The 14,331-nt window shown below is 62.8% G+C and carries 16 protein-coding genes; 8 read left to right on the top strand and 8 right to left on the bottom strand.

Annotated elements, in window-relative coordinates:
• The first annotated feature begins 1 nt into the window (after position 1).
• From ACQKP1_RS10985 to ACQKP1_RS11000, 4 genes are all read left to right on the top strand, one after another.
• Positions 2 to 847, top strand: coding sequence for a ferritin-like domain-containing protein (locus tag ACQKP1_RS10985; protein WP_427275245.1), 846 nt, complete (start codon positions 2 to 4; stop codon positions 845 to 847).
• A 132-nt stretch (positions 848 to 979) separates the two neighbouring features.
• Positions 980 to 2,290: a peptidoglycan DD-metalloendopeptidase family protein gene (locus ACQKP1_RS10990; protein WP_427275246.1), complete on the top strand. Its 1,311-nt coding sequence runs from the start codon at positions 980 to 982 to the stop codon at positions 2,288 to 2,290.
• Positions 2,291 to 2,517: 227 nt separating this feature from the next.
• On the top strand, positions 2,518 to 4,035 hold the full coding sequence (locus ACQKP1_RS10995) for a DEAD/DEAH box helicase (protein ID WP_427275247.1): 1,518 nt from the start codon (positions 2,518 to 2,520) through the stop codon (positions 4,033 to 4,035).
• A 5-nt stretch (positions 4,036 to 4,040) separates the two neighbouring features.
• The gene (locus tag ACQKP1_RS11000) at positions 4,041 to 4,448 is read left to right on the top strand and encodes an NUDIX domain-containing protein (RefSeq protein ID WP_427275248.1); all 408 of its coding nucleotides are present in this window, start codon (positions 4,041 to 4,043) and stop codon (positions 4,446 to 4,448) included.
• Here the strand turns inward: ACQKP1_RS11000 and ACQKP1_RS11005 are convergent.
• The 7 genes from ACQKP1_RS11005 to ACQKP1_RS11035 are packed head-to-tail and all read right to left on the bottom strand — an operon-like array spanning position 4,436 to position 10,179.
• On the bottom strand, positions 4,436 to 4,777 hold the full coding sequence (locus tag ACQKP1_RS11005) for a TfoX/Sxy family protein (protein WP_427275249.1): 342 nt from the start codon (positions 4,775 to 4,777) through the stop codon (positions 4,436 to 4,438). The two genes, ACQKP1_RS11000 and ACQKP1_RS11005, sit on opposite strands and share 13 nt — an antisense overlap.
• Before the next feature lie 2 nt (positions 4,778 to 4,779).
• Positions 4,780 to 6,420, bottom strand: coding sequence for an NTP transferase domain-containing protein (locus ACQKP1_RS11010; RefSeq protein ID WP_427275250.1), 1,641 nt, complete (start codon positions 6,418 to 6,420; stop codon positions 4,780 to 4,782).
• Positions 6,417 to 7,133, bottom strand: a complete 717-nt coding sequence (locus ACQKP1_RS11015; protein WP_427275251.1) for an XdhC family protein — start codon at positions 7,131 to 7,133, stop codon at positions 6,417 to 6,419. Before ACQKP1_RS11015 ends, ACQKP1_RS11010 begins: the two co-directional genes overlap by 4 nt.
• Complete coding sequence (locus tag ACQKP1_RS11020) at positions 7,133 to 7,462, bottom strand: XdhC family protein (protein WP_427275252.1); 330 nt, start codon at positions 7,460 to 7,462, stop codon at positions 7,133 to 7,135. Before ACQKP1_RS11020 ends, ACQKP1_RS11015 begins: the two co-directional genes overlap by 1 nt.
• Positions 7,459 to 8,733 carry a vWA domain-containing protein gene (locus ACQKP1_RS11025; protein ID WP_427275253.1) on the bottom strand — a complete coding sequence of 425 codons (1,275 nt, stop codon included), beginning with the start codon at positions 8,731 to 8,733 and terminating at the stop codon, positions 7,459 to 7,461. The genes ACQKP1_RS11020 and ACQKP1_RS11025 overlap by 4 nt, the downstream gene beginning before the upstream one ends.
• Position 8,734: 1 nt before the next feature.
• Positions 8,735 to 9,667 (bottom strand): AAA family ATPase, encoded by a 933-nt coding sequence (locus tag ACQKP1_RS11030; RefSeq protein ID WP_203016381.1) that lies wholly within the window; start codon positions 9,665 to 9,667, stop codon positions 8,735 to 8,737.
• Between the two features lie 26 nt (positions 9,668 to 9,693).
• Positions 9,694 to 10,179, bottom strand: coding sequence for a flavin reductase (locus ACQKP1_RS11035; protein ID WP_427276440.1), 486 nt, complete (start codon positions 10,177 to 10,179; stop codon positions 9,694 to 9,696).
• A gap of 164 nt (positions 10,180 to 10,343) precedes the next feature.
• Here ACQKP1_RS11035 and ACQKP1_RS11040 point away from each other — a divergent pair, with 164 nt between their 5' ends.
• A complete protein-coding gene (locus tag ACQKP1_RS11040) occupies positions 10,344 to 11,438 on the top strand; it encodes a branched-chain amino acid ABC transporter substrate-binding protein (protein WP_427275254.1) in 1,095 nt (364 codons plus the stop codon).
• Between the two features lie 6 nt (positions 11,439 to 11,444).
• Here the strand turns inward: ACQKP1_RS11040 and ACQKP1_RS11045 are convergent, their stop codons facing one another.
• On the bottom strand, positions 11,445 to 12,209 hold the full coding sequence (locus ACQKP1_RS11045; protein ID WP_427275255.1) for an SDR family NAD(P)-dependent oxidoreductase: 765 nt from the start codon (positions 12,207 to 12,209) through the stop codon (positions 11,445 to 11,447).
• 210 nt (positions 12,210 to 12,419) lie between these two features.
• Between ACQKP1_RS11045 and rpe the strand changes: the two genes are divergently transcribed.
• Genes rpe through ACQKP1_RS11060 form a run of 3 tightly spaced genes read left to right on the top strand, consistent with a single transcriptional unit; the run spans position 12,420 to position 14,292 of the window.
• Positions 12,420 to 13,097: a ribulose-phosphate 3-epimerase gene (gene rpe / locus ACQKP1_RS11050; protein WP_427275256.1), complete on the top strand. Its 678-nt coding sequence runs from the start codon at positions 12,420 to 12,422 to the stop codon at positions 13,095 to 13,097.
• On the top strand, positions 13,094 to 13,813 hold the full coding sequence (locus ACQKP1_RS11055) for a DUF2259 domain-containing protein (protein WP_427275257.1): 720 nt from the start codon (positions 13,094 to 13,096) through the stop codon (positions 13,811 to 13,813). The genes rpe and ACQKP1_RS11055 overlap by 4 nt, the downstream gene beginning before the upstream one ends.
• Positions 13,813 to 14,292 carry a hypothetical protein gene (locus ACQKP1_RS11060; protein WP_427275258.1) on the top strand — a complete coding sequence of 160 codons (480 nt, stop codon included), beginning with the start codon at positions 13,813 to 13,815 and terminating at the stop codon, positions 14,290 to 14,292. The genes ACQKP1_RS11055 and ACQKP1_RS11060 overlap by 1 nt, the downstream gene beginning before the upstream one ends.
• Positions 14,293 to 14,331: the final 39 nt, after the last annotated feature.

Raw genomic sequence — 14,331 nt, forward strand, 5'->3', positions numbered from 1 at the left:
CGTGCTGGAGACAACGCAGCCCGAGACGGCTTTTCACTCCCTTCGCGGCGCTGCCACCCTCGCCATCCTGAGCGCCGACCTCGACGAGAAGACGGCGCTCGCTCAAACCGCAGCGATGCGCTGGCAGGAGCGACGCCTGTCATTGCGCTCGCCGCTCGATCCGCCGCTTCCCGATCGGCCGGGCCGCCCGGCAAAACCGGAGCTCGTGCCGCCCAAAGCCGTTGGAAAGCGCTCGCTGCACACCCTGCCCGGCCGCATCGCCCTGCTGCATGCCCTCGCCCATATCGAGCTCAATGCGGTCGATCTCGCCCTCGACATCGTCGCCCGCTTCGCCACCGAACCGGTGCCACATTCCTTCTTCGACGGGTGGATGAAGGTCGCCTACGAGGAGGCCAAGCATTTCCGGCTGGTGCGTGATCGCCTGCGGGAACTGGGCGCCGATTATGGCGACATGCCCGCCCATGACGGGCTTTGGCAGGCGGCTCACTCGACGAAGAACGACCTCACCGCCCGCCTCGCCGTCGTGCCGCTCATCCTCGAAGCCCGCGGGCTCGACGTGACCCCGTCGCTGCAGGACAAGATGCGCGAAACGGGCGACATCGAAAGCGCCGATGTCCTGAAGGTCATATACGACGACGAAAAAGGCCATGTCGCTGTCGGTGCGAAATGGTTCCGCTTCCTCTGCGCCCGCGAGAAACGCGATCCGGCGAAAGCCTTCCAGGATCTGGTTCGGGCCAATTTTCGCGGTCAGCTCAAGGCCCCTTTCAACGACGTCGCCCGCGCCGAAGCAGGGTTGACGCCGTCCTTCTACCGATCCTTGTCCTCGAAGAACAACTCGTCGGTTTGACACGCAATTCCAAGCGCCTAACGCTTCATTAACCCTAATTATGCGTAATTGCTAACGGCGGATCGGACAGGCGACTCGCTGCATCGGGCAGACGCGTGACGGCGACCTGCCCGGCATGAAATGGGGGGCAGCGTGACGACGGGTTCGAACAACCAGGTCTTCGGAAAACGCCGGGAACAGCACATCATCATTCTGGCAAGCGGTGACCGCATCCGGCATATGACTATCCGTCCCTGGATGGTGGCGCTCACCGTCTGCTTCCTCGGCACCATGGCGATCGGCTATCTCGGCGCCACGACCTATCTCGTCCTGCGCGACAACCTGATCGGCGCCACCATGGCGCGCCAGGCGCGCATGCAGCATGAATATGAAGACCGAATCGCAGCGCTCCGCGCACAGGTGGACCGTGTCACCTCGCGCCAATTACTCGACCAGCAGGTGGTCGAGGAAAAGGTCGAGAAACTCCTCGAACAGCAGATGGCGCTGACCTCGCGTCACGGTCGGATCGACGCGCTTCTGCAGACGGACAGTGCGCCGGACGCTCTCCCCACTGATGGCCCCATGCCGGCCGAAAAGCCTTTGGTCGAGGGCAAGGACCGAGCTTCCCTCTCGACGGGAACACAAGCCTTTGCCGCCCTGCTCGGTGAAACAGCAGCGCCGTCGAAATCGGAAGTCCCGCAACGTCGCGCGCTCGCGCTTGGTTACGTACCCATGACCGGTGAAAATGTCGCAGACCGCGCCGACCGCCTCTTTTCGCACATGACGCTGTCGCTGAAGGAGATCGAGGCCGAGCAGCTTCAACGAATCGACGAACTGGCGAACGGCGCCTCGCAGACCGCCGACGAGATTGCCGCGATCCTCAGGCGTCAGGGCGTGCCGATCGACGAACAGGCTGCACTGCCGGCAACCGACGCCGTCGGTGGTCCTTATCTGGCGCCGCAGTCAGACCGCGACTTCAACGCCTCGCTGAATGCGCTGGATGTGGCGCTAACGCGCCTGGAGACGGTTCGCGAAACGGCAAAGCGCCTGCCCTTTGCCAACCCCGCACCCGGACGTGAAATCACCAGCCGATTCGGCAACCGTCCGGATCCATTCTTCGGTGGGCTTGCCATGCATGCCGGCATCGATTTCCGCGCGCCGACGGGCACGGAAATCCGCTCCACCGGGGCCGGCAAGGTCGTCACCGCAAGCTTTTCCGGCGGCTATGGCAACATGGTCGAAATCGATCACGGCCTCGGCCTGTCCACCCGTTACGGGCACATGTCCCGCATTCTGGTGAGCGAGGGCGACACGGTCGAAACCGGGCAAATTCTCGGCCTGGCGGGTTCGACGGGACGGTCGACTGGGCCGCATCTGCATTACGAGGTCCGGCGCAACGGCGACCCTGTCGATCCCATGCGTTTTCTCAATGCCGGAATGAAGCTCACGCCGCTTATCAATTGACGGCGAGGCGACGATACGCAGCAGGTTTTCCGTCAGCAGGGCTCCGGTTTGCGGATCACCATGACGTTGCAAGCCAATTAATCGTGATCATTAAGCCTTTGTAGGGGTAAATCCGCCCGTTTCCTTGACTTTCCGGCAGTTTCCTTCTATTCGCCGCAACCATTGTCGCCCGATCTTCCGGGCTATTGAGCGATGTTCGCGAGAACAGGAACGGAAACTACTTCCCTTTGACCACTTTTGCTGACCTTGGCCTGAGCCAAAAAGTCCTTTCTGCCGTCACCGATGCCGGCTACACCATTCCGACCCCGATCCAGGCAGGCGCAATTCCGCCGGCCCTGCAGCGGCGGGACATTCTCGGCATCGCGCAGACAGGCACCGGCAAGACCGCATCTTTCGTTCTTCCGATGTTGACGCTCTTAGAAAAGGGCCGCGCAAGGGCTCGCATGCCGCGCACGCTCATTCTGGAGCCAACGCGCGAATTGGCAGCCCAGGTCGCCGAGAACTTCGAGAAGTACGGACGGAATCACAAGTTGAATGTGGCGCTGCTGATTGGTGGCGTTTCGTTCGATGAGCAGGATCGCAAACTGGAACGTGGTGCCGACGTCCTGATCTGCACGCCAGGCCGCCTGCTCGACCATTGTGAGCGCGGCAAGCTTCTGATGACTGGCGTCGAGATCCTCGTCATCGACGAAGCCGACCGCATGCTCGACATGGGCTTCATCCCCGATATCGAGCGCATCGCCAAGATGATCCCGTTCACGCGTCAGACTCTGTTCTTCTCAGCCACCATGCCGCCGGAAATCCAGAAACTGGCGGATCGCTTTCTGCAGAACCCGGAACGCATCGAGGTTGCCAAGCCCTCCTCGACCGCACTCACGGTGACGCAGCGTCTCGTTGCCTGCCACAACAAGGACTACGAGAAGCGTGCCAAGCTGCGCGAACTGATCGGCACCCAGAGCGAATTGAAGAACGGCATCATCTTCTGCAACCGCAAGAAGGACGTCGCCGACCTGTACCGTTCGCTGGAGCGTCATGGCTTCTCCGTCGGCGCCCTGCATGGCGACATGGACCAGCGCTCGCGCACCAACATGCTGGCCGGCTTCAAGGACAACCAGATCACGCTTCTGGTCGCCTCGGACGTTGCCGCCCGCGGCCTCGACATCCCGGATGTCAGCCACGTCTTCAATTTCGACGTACCTATCCATGCGGAAGATTATGTCCACCGCATCGGACGCACCGGTCGTGCCGGCCGCTCGGGCGCAGCCTTCACACTGGTGACGCGCAGCGACACGAAATTCCTCGACGCCATCGAAAAACTGATCGGTCAGACGATCGAATGGCATGACGGGGACATATCGGCACTTCCGGCTCCGGCTGAGAGCCACGACGAAAGCCGTGGAAAACGCGGCCGCGACAAGGGTCGCGAGCGGCGCGGCGGTCAAAAATCCGATACGCGCAGCGAGTATGTGAAGCCCGTCGAGGCAAGCGTCGAACCAGTCAAAGCGGCAGAGGAAGTTCAGGTGATGGAAGCGATCAAGGTGGAGCCGGTGGCGACAGAACGCAAAACGGACAAGCGCCGCGATCAGAATCCGCGCAACAACCGCAACAATCCTTATCCTGCAAACGACGACAATCGTGATCGCCGCCGGAACCGTCATCACGACCATGACGACGGTCCGACGCCCGTTGGCTTCGGCGATGACATCCCGGCCTTCATGCTGATCGTCGCTGCCGCCAAGGCCTGATCCCTGTGGGTCAGCCAGGTATCGATTTCCCCGGTCTCGGGGTTGGTCTTGCCATCCTTCGGGATGGCAAACTGCTTTTGTGCAAGCGCATGAAGGCGCCAGAAGCCGGCCACTGGAACATCGTCGGCGGCAAGGTCGATCACATGGAGCGTGCCGAGATCGCCGCGCGCCGTGAGGCCGAGGAAGAGACGGGGCTATCGATCGGTCCGATCCGCTATCTCGGTATGACCGAACAATTGATCGAGGCGGACCGTCAGCACTGGATTTCGCTGCTCTACGTCACCGACGACACATCCGGTGATCCGCAGCTGACCGAACCGGACAAGCTTTCGGAAATCGGCTGGTTCGATCTGGATGACCTGCCACAGCCGCTTTCCGTCTTCACCCAGACGGTTCTGACCTATCTGCGCTGAGCGGCCTCACGCTCGGTGACCCGCATTGCGGCATCGAGCGCGATCCGCGCCCATTTCGCCATGATATCGGGGTCGTCGAGCGCCTCATCGGGGATTGTCCAATAGGGCATGGCGACAGGCTTGCCGCTTCGACCCTCATAGCACCAGCGCTTCGCGCCGGCCTCTTCCAGGAGAGGCGCACTCTCCTCATCGCCCTTCAGCATCAGGTCGCCGCGCAGTTCGAGCGCAAAAATGATGCCACGCGCATAGATGCCCTTGCCGCCGAACATCCGACGGATGGTCACCGGTCCGACCGCCTCGAACATTTCCTCGATCGCCGCATTGTCCATGGTCAGCCCTTCAGGATCCCGCCGGCCGCCAGAATAGCCTCCGGCGTATCGACATCAAGACGGGCAGCCGGACCGATTTCGACATCGATGACGGCAAGGCCCGCGCTCTCGATCACCGGGCGGGCTCCGATATCACCTTCCAGGGCCTTCAAGGCCTCGAAGGTCGCTGCGGGCAAAATGACGGGATTGCCGCGCTGGCCATCGGATACAGCGCGCACAATCGCCTTGCCGCCGGACTTTGCATAGGCACGGGCGAGTGCTGTGATATCACCACTGGACACATCAGGCATATCGGCGAGCAGAACCATCATGCCAGGCAGGCCCTTGGCCTCGACGGCAGCAAGGCCAGTCTTCAGCGAGCTCGCCATGCCCGAGGCGAAATCCGTGTTCTCGGCGACCTCCACAGGAAAACCCGATAGCGCTGCGGCAACTTCGGCGCTGCGATGGCCTGTGATGACGGTGACGGGACCAATATCGGCCTCGATCGCCTGGCGCACCGAACGTCGGACCAATGGTTCGCCCTCGAACTCGGCAAGCAGCTTGTGGCGACCACCCTCGCCCATCCGGCTTGCCCGACCGGCGGCGAGCACGACGAGGCCAAGGGCCGCAGGATCGACATCCTTCGTGGCGCTTTGGCGCGGCAACGGACGGCTCGGGATTTCCATCAGCAGACCACCGACTCCCCAGCCGGTCATTTCGACACGATTGGGCGGATGACCGGCGAGAATACCGTTCAGGACCCAGTCGAAACCGTTTTCCTTCGGCGAGCGGGCGCAGCCCGGCGCGCCGATGACGGGTACACCCTCCACATGCCCCAGCACCAGCAAATTGCCCGGGTCCACGGGCAACCCGACCTGATCGACCACGCCGCCGGCAAGCCGGATGGCCGAGGGTATGACGTCTTCTGCATCGGCCACGGCCGAGGCACCGAAGACGATGATGAGCGGCGGACCGTCTTCGGCGGTTCGGTCTTTAAGCGAGGCACTAATGGCGTCCGCCACGGCGTCGGCTCGATGCGGGACGCGCTGTTCCGATGCGAGCCGGCTCCCCGAGGGCAGAAGTCGGGCTTCGAGCACGCGGGTCGTCTTGTCCATGACGGACGGCTTCAGGGACGGCAGTTGGGTGGCGACGAGATGCACCCGGTGCCTGCGATAGAGCGCGACCTCGAAGGCGATACCCTCCTGCAGGATGGCAGCAGCCTCCATAACACGCGCACCCGCCACGGCCAGCGGAATGATCTTGACGGTCGCGACGAGATCGCCGGCCCGCACGTCCCGCCGATCGGCGAGACAGGCAAGCGTGATCGCGGGATCGACGGCGTTGAAGCGGTCGACCAAGGTCTTGTTCGCACGAAAGAGACCATTCGCCGAAGCGTACAAATTCACACGCCCGGTCGATGCCGGACTGCGGGTGAGCCCGCGAAGATCAATCACGGCGCTCAACCGATCGGCCGCTTCATCTTCCATCAGGTCACCGGGTTCCAGCCGGCAGACAATGATGGTGTTTACCTCCTCTGCCTGCAAGCGTGCGAGATCGTCTGTCTGGAGACGGTGTCCCTTGGGCAGCTTGCCGGAAGCCAAAGGCTGGGAATGCGCAAGGATCGCACCACCAGCTTCCGATGTCGGGATTGGCCCGAACTTCACGGCGATGCCTCATAGGAGCCGGAGGCCGCCCCGACAGTGCGCCGGCGCAGCGACTGGATGACATCGGCGAGGATGGCTACCGCGATTTCGGCCGGTGTGGCAGCCCCGATATCGAGGCCGATCGGGGCGTGAATGCGCGAGATGGTCTCGGCGTCGAAACCAGCGGCGGTCAGCCGCTCGATCCGCTTCGCACGCGTCTTGCGCGAGCCAAGCGCACCGACATAGAAACAGCCGGCTTGAAGGGCTGCGATGACGCCAGGATCATCGATCTTCGGATCATGGGTCACGGCAACCATGGCGCTGTAGCGGTCGAGCGGCATCGTGGCGAAGACCTCGTCCGGCCATTCCACACGCAGATCAATGCCAGCGAAGCGCTCCGGCGTGGCAAAGGCCGTGCGAGGATCGATGATGGTAACCGCAAAGCCTGACAGTGCAGCCATGGGCGCCAGTGCCTGGCTGATATGCACGGCGCCTATCACTACGATCCGGGGCGGTGGGAGATAGACGTTGAGAAACAGGCTCTTGCCGTCGATATCAATGATGCCCGATTTGCCAGATAGAAGCCGCGCGCGGATTTCGTCGCCGAGTTGATCCGCAGCAACCCGATCCTCGGTCACCAGATGCGAAGTGCCAGCAGCCAGGTCACTCACCAGCACGGCACCAAGACGTCCACGTTTCGCGGCATTCAGAGCCCTGAGCGTCGAAATCTCCATCAGCCGAGCCTCTCGACCTGCACGCGGATGCGGCCGCCGCAGGAGAGGCCGACCCGCCAGGCGGTCTCGTCGGCCACGCCGAATTCGAGCAACTTCGGCATGCCCGTCTCGATCACGTCGAGCGCCTCCGTGATAACAGCCCCTTCGACACAGCCACCGGAGACCGAGCCCTCGAAATTGCCCTCGCCGTCGATGACAAGATGGCTGCCGATCGGGCGCGGCGCCGAGCCCCAGGTCTCGATCACGGTCGCGATCGCGACGGATCGTCCTTCGGCGAACCAGCTTTCGGCAATCTCAAGCGGATCGCGCAGAACGGCGTCGATGGTCATGCCAGGCTCCTGTCTGAAGCGAGGTAACGCTTGGGGTCGCAATTCCGATCCGGCGCACCGGATAAAGATTGCACGAGATCCGACAGCGCTTCCAGAGTATGGACTGACCGCAACTCGTCGACATGCGGCAGCATGGCCCGCACGCCTCGCGCGCGCGCTTCGAAACCGGCAAAGCGCAGCAGTGGATTGAGCCAGACGAGGCGTCGGCACGAGCGATGCAGCCGGTCGGTCTCGCGGGCAAGCATATCGACCTCGTCCCGCTCCAGCCCGTCTGTGATCAGGAGCACGACGGCACCCTGCCCCAGCACGCGCCGTCCCCAATGGCGGTAGAAGAGCTTCAGCGTCTCGCCGATCCGCGTACCGCCCGACCAGTCGGCAACGGCGTCCGTGCATTGCGCGATCGCCTCGTCCGGATCTCGATGGCGGAGTTGCCTCGTCACATTAGTGAGCCGCGTTCCGAAAAGGAAGGTATGCACCCGGCGGCGACGTTCGGTCAGCACATGCAGGAAATGCAGGAAGATGCGCGTGTACTGGCTCATCGAACCGGAAATGTCGGCAAGGATGACGAGCGGCGGCGGTTGTTGCCGACGCTCCCGGAACTTCGGCAGCATCAGATCGCCACCGGTTCGCAGCGACTGACGCATGCTGGCGCGCGGATCGATGAGGCGCCCGCGCGGAGAGAGCCGGTAGCGGCGCGTTTGAACGAGATCAAGCGGCATAGCCAAACGCTCGATCGCGCGCCGCGCTTCCTTCAACTCGCTGGCTGTCATTTGCCCGAAATCAAGCTGGCGAAACACCTCCTGGCCTGAGACCGTGAGCCGGGCATCGACCTCGACATCCGGCTCTTCGCGTGGCTTCGGCTCGCGGTTCCGATCCGCAAACAGCGCGTCACTCACACGCGCACCGCCGGCCTTCGGCTTCTGTCGCTCACCGATGGCCGCCACCGGCGACATCAAGGCGATCATCTTGCCGACGAGATCGCGCGAGCGCCAGAAGACCGAAAAGGCCTCATCGAAAACGGGCTGATCCTCGTGCCGCTTGACGAAGATCGCCGAAAGCGCAGCATGGAACTCGATGCGCGAACCGATACCGATCGCGTCGACCGCCTCGATGGCATCGATGACGGCACCGGGGCCAGGCTTCAGGCCAGCCTTTCGCAGGACACGCGCGAAATGCACGATATTGTCGGCGAGCTGCCCGTCACCCTTGACCGGCGGCGGCACCACGATGCCGTCGCGTCCACTGGCGGGATGCGGCCCGAAGCTTTCCATCTCAGCCAGCCTTTGCCAGGAGCTCGGCCTTGACCTCCGAGAGCAGCTTTTCGCCTTCGCTGCCCTGGATGCGGGCGATATCCTCCTGGTATTTCAGAAGCGTGCCCAGCGTGTCAGCAATGGTCTCAGGATCAAGCGCCAACCGGTCGAGTTCGGTCAGTGCCGTTGCCCAGTCGATGGTCTCGGCAATGCCGGGGTTCTTGAAGAGGTCGATGGTCCTCAGCTTCTGGACATAGGCGACGATCTGCCGAGACAGCTGCTCGTTGCAGCCCTTGACCTTGCGGCGGATAATCGCCAGTTCATCGGCAGCAGTCGGATAGTCCACCCAGTGATAGAGGCAACGGCGTTTCAGCGCATCATGCACCTCGCGGGTGCGGTTCGACGTGACAATGACGATGGGCGGCTCGGCGGCCTTCACCGTGCCGAATTCGGGGATGGTCACCTGGAAATCCGAGAGCACCTCGAGCAGGAAGGCCTCGAAGGCCTCGTCCGTGCGGTCGAGTTCGTCGATCAGGAAGACCGGCGCGCGTCCCGGCTCGCCTTGCAGCGCCTGCAGTACCGGACGGCGGATCAGATAGCGCTCGGAGAAGATGTCGCCTTCGAGCCGCGTTCGATCCGAGACGCCGGAGGCTTCGGCCATGCGGATTTCCAGCATCTGCGCCGGATAGTTCCATTCGTAGACAGCCGAGGCCACATCGAGGCCTTCGTAACACTGCAAGCGGATCAGCGGGCGGTCGAGCGCCTTGGCGAGCACCTTGGCGACTTCGGTCTTACCAACGCCGGCTTCCCCTTCCAGGAAAAGCGGGCGCTTCATCCTGAGCGCCAGAAACAGCACGGTAGCAAGCGGCCTGCCGGCCAGATAATCCTCAGCCGAAAGCAGATCGATGATGCCATCGATCGTCTCCGGCAGCGCCTTTCCCGAGGTCTCTGCCATGTCTCCTCCCATGTTCGAGGGAAAGTCTATAGCGTGTGATAGCCCCGGTCCAGATAGATGAGAGACGGCTCACGCTCACCGAAATGCACCGCCTTCACCTCGCCGAAGAGCACCGTATGGGTATTCGTCACCTTGCGGTCAGTCACGACGCAGTCGAAGGCGACGATCGCATCGACAAGCACCGGCGAGCCGGTCTCCATCACCTGCCATTCGGCCTGGGCGAAACGGTCTTCGGCCGAGAGTTTGCCGAAACCTGCAAAGGCATTCGCCAGATCCTGGTGATGGGCGCCCAGCGTGTTCAACGCGAAATGCCCACTCTCGAAAAGCACGGCATTGCTTGGATTGCTGTTGTTGAGGCAGGCAAGCACCATGGGCGGGCTGTCTGACACCGAGCAGGCGGCAGTGATGGTGACCCCGCGCCGGATGCCTTGATGCTCCGTCGTCACGATCTGCACATGCCCCGCATAACGGCTCATGGCCTCGCGATAGACGACCGGATCCAGAACTTGCATGCTCAAACTCGAAACTCCCCTCGGTATGTTCCCCCGTCGATATCGGAATATGGGCCGCAGCCCTTACCTTTTCCACAACACCATCACGATTTCACAGCGGACCCGTTTCGATAAGCGGAAAGCCAGCATTTCCAATTGCCTGCGCTTTCGGCTAGGATCGCGGCATGCCCCAATCGCGCTTGCTCACAACCTGGCTTTCGCTTCCACTGCTCCTGCTGCCGGGCATACCTGGAGCATCGGCAGCGGAGCTGAAACTTGCCTTGGTTGCGCCGAAAACCGGCAGCTTCGCCGTGCTCGGCGATCAGGTGCGAAAGGGCGCAACGCTCGCCGCCGAGGGCCTGTCGATAAACCTCGTCGAGATCGATGAACCCTGCACAGACGGCAGCGGCCAGGCGGTCGCGGAAGCGATCACGGCGGCCGGAGCGACAGCAGCGGTCGGCTTTCTCTGCAGCGAAACACTGAAGGAAGGCCTGCCCGTACTGGCAGACGCCGATCTGCCCGCAGTGACGCTGTCGGTTCGTTGGACGGGATTGATGGAGGATGCGGTAAAGGCTGGCTGGCCGCTTTTCCGTCTCGCACCGAATGGCGATCAGGAATCCGCCAAGCTCTCCGAAGTCATCCTGCGTGATTGGCCAGGCGAGCCCGTGGCGCTGCTGGAAGACGGCACGATCCGCGGCCGTGAACTGACAGAGGCCATCCGAATCACGCTCGAGGAGCGCGGCCTGAAGCCCGCTTTCGTCGACACCTTCCGGCCGGGACAGGAACAGCAACTGACGCTGGTCCGGCGGCTGAAGACGGCCGGCATCACGCACGCCTTCGTCGGTGGCGATCGCAACGATGTCTCGATCATCGCCCGGGATGCCAAAGCGGAGGGCCTGTCGCTGACGCTGCTCGGCGGTGAAGCCATGCGCGCGGCAGACGAACCAGTCCCTCTGGAAGATGGAGTGCTCGCGGTCGGTCTAGTGGAGACACCGCAAGGTCCATCGGCATCGGCGCTGATGAGCGCGTTCGAAGCTGTGGGGATCGCGCCGGAGGGCTATGTTCTGCCGGCCCACGCGGCGGTCACCATGCTCGCGGATTCCTGGGGCATCTCGTCTGCCATGGGCACACCCGTCACGGATGCCCTGATCGGCACGACCTTCGAGACGGCGATCGGTTCGATTACCTTCGGCGAGGGGCATGAGCCGACCGAGAACCCCTATCGCTTACTGCAATGGCAGGGCAAGGCCTTCGTGCCCGTGTCCGAACCATCGCAGTAACCGAGGTCAGTCCCGGTACGGCCAGAAGGCCTGGCTGAACACGCCGCCATCCACCCAGATCGTCTGGCCGGTGACAAACGCCGATTGCGGACCGGCAAGGAAGAGGATCGGCCCTGCGATATCCTCCGGCGTGCCGACACGACGCAGAGGCGTCACATCGCCCCAGGTCTTCGCATAGTCAGGCGCTTCGGCCTGGGTGCGTGCCGTTTCGATAGCACCCGGTGCCACGCAATTGACGCGGATCTGATGCGGCCCGAGCTCGACGGCCGACACTTTGGTCAGCTGCTCGATGCCACCCTTCGACGCGGTGTAGTCGACCAGTTTCGGGAAGGCATGCTTGTTGCAGCCGGAGCCGAGATTGATGATCGAGCCGCCCTTGCCAGCCTCCACCATGCGGCGCGCCACGCGCTGGCTGTTGAGGAAGGTGCCCTTGAGATTGGTGCTGACGACGGCGTCCCAGCGCTCTTCGGAAAGTTCGAGCATTGAGGCCCAGGTCTGGATGCCGGCATTGTTGACGAGAACATCAGGCACCTGTCCCGCCCAGGCGATGACCTCGTCGAGGAATGCCTCGATGTCAGCACTGTTGGCCACCTCGCATTCCCGACCGATTGCCCGACCACCGAGGACAGCCGCTTCCTTTTCGACATCGGCTGCGGCATCCGGCTGACTGAGATGGGTAAAGGCGACATTATAGCCTTCGCGTACAAAGGCCGACACCAGATGACGGCCGATGCCGGAGCTACCGCCGGTGATGATTGCAAATTTGGCCATGTCGTCCTCCCGGATGGCTATGCTTTTGCCGAGGGATGCAGCGCCGGGCAGCAATCGTCAAGGCCAGCCATGCCGATGACAGGCGTCTCATCCGAAGGCATGGTTGCCGCTCAAGGGCGCCGATGCTATGCGGACCGCCATCAACAGCTGATGCCCGCGCCTCTCGTCCGCGACGGCATCGATCGATCCCTGGCCCGCGAGGAGCTTCCGATGACCCGTCCTCTCCTGATCTCGCCTTCCATTCTGGCTGCCGACTTCTCCCGCCTCGGAGAAGAAGTGCGCGACGTCGTCGACGGTGGCGCAGAATGGGTGCATCTCGACGTGATGGACGGCCATTTCGTCCCAAACATCTCCTTCGGCCCCGCCATCATCAAGGCGCTGCGCCCCTGGACCAAGGCGGTCTTCGACTGCCACCTGATGATCGCGCCGGCCGATCCCTATCTCGCCGTCTTCGCCGATGCCGGCTGCGATATCATCACCGTTCACGCCGAAGCCGGTCCACATCTGCACCGCTCGCTTCAGACCATTCGGGCGCTCGGCAAGAAGGCCGGCGTCTCGCTCAATCCGGCAACGCCGCTTTCGGTCCTCGAGCACGTCATGGATGATCTCGACCTAATCCTGATCATGAGCGTCAATCCGGGTTTCGGCGGCCAGAAGTATATCCCCGCGATGACGGACAAGATCGCCAAGGCCAAGGCCCTGATCGGCAACCGCCCGATAGACCTCGAGGTCGATGGCGGCGTCACTGCCGACAATGCCGCCGAAATCGCCAAGGCTGGCGCCAATGCACTGGTCGCGGGTTCCGCGATCTTCAAGGGCAAGGGCGTTGACGACTACCGCAAGACGGTCGACACTCTGCGCAAGGCAGCCGAAGGAGGTCGGGCTTGAGACTGCAGCTATCCGCAATCGCGCTCGCTTTTCTGACGGCCTCTGCGGCCTCAGCCGGAGACGTGGCGGAGATGCGGCCCCTGGGTTTTTCGCCTGACGGCAAGTTCTTCGCCTTCGAGCAGTTCGGCGAACAGGATGGCTCCGGCTTCCCCTATGCCGAAATTCAGGTGATCGACACCGAAACGGACCAGTATGTTGCTGGCACCCCGGTCAGCGTTTTGATCCGGCGGGAAGAAGCTTCCATCGGTGAAGCGCGGCGTGAAAGCCTGAAGCAGGCGAAAGCCATCCTCGATGAACGAAAGATTGGCGACGATCCTGGATATCTGGTGGCCATGACACCGATCGGCGAGCTCGCGGGCAAGGTCGATGAGGTACGCTATCAAGCTGTTCCGAGCTTCTACGTCTCGGAAGGGGTGTACCGCGTCAGCATCGAGGATTTCGAGGCCAAGGGTGAGGACCTCTGCGTCAACATGAACGTCAATGTGCGTGGCTTCGCGCTTTCGATCGCCGATGATGCGAAACCCGAAGCCCGGCGCGAGGTCTACCGCGACAAGTCCATTCCGAAAAGCCGCAATTGCCCGAGCGCTTACGCCGTCGGCGGTGTCGTCACACCCGGCTATCGCTCGAACGGGCCGCACATGGTCATGGTTCAGATGGCCACTCTCGGCTTCGAGGGCAACAATCTGCGCTGGCTCGCCGTGCCGGTGAAGCCCTGATGCCGCGCCGCCGGCTGCCGCCGATCCAGTTGTGGATGGGCGGTTCGCTTGCCTGGGGGCTGGCGATGGCGACGAGCTTTCAGCTCTCCGTCCACCTCTTCGGACGCGCGACAAGCAGCCATGACCTCGCCTTGACCCTGATCTACGCTGCCGGCGGTCTGCTCGGCTGGCTCGTCGCCCTGCCCCTCATTCACATGGTCGAGAAGCGCGGCGGGCCGCAGACCGTTCTGGCGGCCTGGCTCTTGCTGCTCGGTGTCGTCACCATCGGTGCGATCTCCGGGCTTTATGCGCTACAATATCGAACCTTCTATGCCCACTGGCACGCGCCATTCCTCTCGCGCATCTGGGTTTATCAGCAGATTTTCACCACGGCGTCTGCCCTCTACCAGTTCGCCGTGCTCGGGCTGCGCCACCTGCTGCCAACCGGACTGGCCATGCTTCTGGTGCTCAGCCTGGTGATGGCCCGCCGCAACCGTTGAGCTTGCCGCCCCACTTTGCTAAGGGGGGGCCAGCATTTT

This window comes from Allorhizobium sp. NPDC080224 (assembly GCF_050281005.1).
Classification (GTDB): domain Bacteria; phylum Pseudomonadota; class Alphaproteobacteria; order Rhizobiales; family Rhizobiaceae; genus Allorhizobium.

Bases quoted from the DNA above. Each gene is read 5' to 3' on its own strand.
- ACQKP1_RS11040 (WP_427275254.1), top strand. From the start codon at position 10,344: ATGCCCCAATCGCGCTTGCTCACAACCTGGCTTTCGCTTCCACTGCTC.
- rpe (WP_427275256.1), top strand. From the start codon at position 12,420: ATGACCCGTCCTCTCCTGATCTCGCCTTCCATTCTGGCTGCCGACTTC.
- ACQKP1_RS11015 (WP_427275251.1), bottom strand. From the start codon at position 7,133: ATGGAGATTTCGACGCTCAGGGCTCTGAATGCCGCGAAACGTGGACGT.
- ACQKP1_RS11060 (WP_427275258.1), top strand. From the start codon at position 13,813: ATGCCGCGCCGCCGGCTGCCGCCGATCCAGTTGTGGATGGGCGGTTCG.
- ACQKP1_RS11035 (WP_427276440.1), bottom strand. From the start codon at position 10,179: ATGCAAGTTCTGGATCCGGTCGTCTATCGCGAGGCCATGAGCCGTTAT.
- ACQKP1_RS11005 (WP_427275249.1), bottom strand. From the start codon at position 4,777: ATGGACAATGCGGCGATCGAGGAAATGTTCGAGGCGGTCGGACCGGTG.
- ACQKP1_RS11020 (WP_427275252.1), bottom strand. From the start codon at position 7,462: ATGACCATCGACGCCGTTCTGCGCGATCCGCTTGAGATTGCCGAAAGC.
- ACQKP1_RS11030 (WP_203016381.1), bottom strand. From the start codon at position 9,667: ATGGCAGAGACCTCGGGAAAGGCGCTGCCGGAGACGATCGATGGCATC.
- ACQKP1_RS11025 (WP_427275253.1), bottom strand. From the start codon at position 8,733: ATGGAAAGCTTCGGGCCGCATCCCGCCAGTGGACGCGACGGCATCGTG.
- ACQKP1_RS11045 (WP_427275255.1), bottom strand. From the start codon at position 12,209: ATGGCCAAATTTGCAATCATCACCGGCGGTAGCTCCGGCATCGGCCGT.